A 740-nucleotide genomic window follows, 5' to 3' on the forward strand; every position below is an offset into this window, starting at 1 on the left:
CTGGCGCAAGTGCGCAAACGTGCCGATGTCATCGCCTACGAGCAGGCGATCGAGTCTGCATTTCGCGAGGTCGCCAATGCACTCGACGCCCACGCCACCTTGTCGCAGGCCGAGCCGCGCTCGCGCGAGCAGGTCGAACGCGAGCAACTGCGACTTGCTCGAATGCATCAACGCGTGGATGCCGGTCTGGGAGACCGCAGCGCGCTGCTGGCCGAGCGGACCCGCATCGCTCAAACCGAACTCGATTACCTGGACACCGCACTTCAACGCGTGCTGAGCCGTATTGCGCTGTTTCAGGCGTTCTACGGCGTGCGCCTGCCCACCGCTTCCTGACTTCCGACGGAGACTTTCGATGAACGTATCGTCCTTCAATCGCCTGCGTGGCAACCGTGCCGTTCGCGCCAGCGTCCTTGCGTGCATGACCGCCATTCCGTGCATCGCACACGCACAAACCGATCTGACCGGGAGTTCGCGCCTGCTGGGAGACCGCACTGAAATCACCGCCGGCGCCGCAGCGATTGCCACGCCGGAGTATGCCGGTGCCGAGCGCGCGCGCGTGCAATTCAACCCGGTGCTGGTGGTGCAGCGCGGCGTGCTGTTCTTCGACACCTCCCGCGGCGGCGGCCTGCAATTCCAGAGCACATCCGGCTTCTACATATCGCAATCGTTGTATTACGACCTGGGCCGGCTGCAAAGCGACAGCAACTGGCGGCCAGGTTCGCGCCTGCTGGCCGGCATGG

General features: G+C 64.6%; 2 pseudogenes. Both read left to right on the forward strand.

The features are described from left to right. Positions 1 to 333, forward strand: a pseudogene (locus tag XAXN_RS19905) (efflux transporter outer membrane subunit); the annotation flags it as partial. A gap of 19 nt (positions 334 to 352) precedes the next feature. Next, positions 353 to 740, forward strand: a pseudogene (locus tag XAXN_RS19910) (MipA/OmpV family protein); the annotation flags it as partial.

This window comes from Xanthomonas axonopodis (assembly GCF_001304695.1).
Lineage (GTDB): Bacteria > Pseudomonadota > Gammaproteobacteria > Xanthomonadales > Xanthomonadaceae > Xanthomonas > Xanthomonas axonopodis.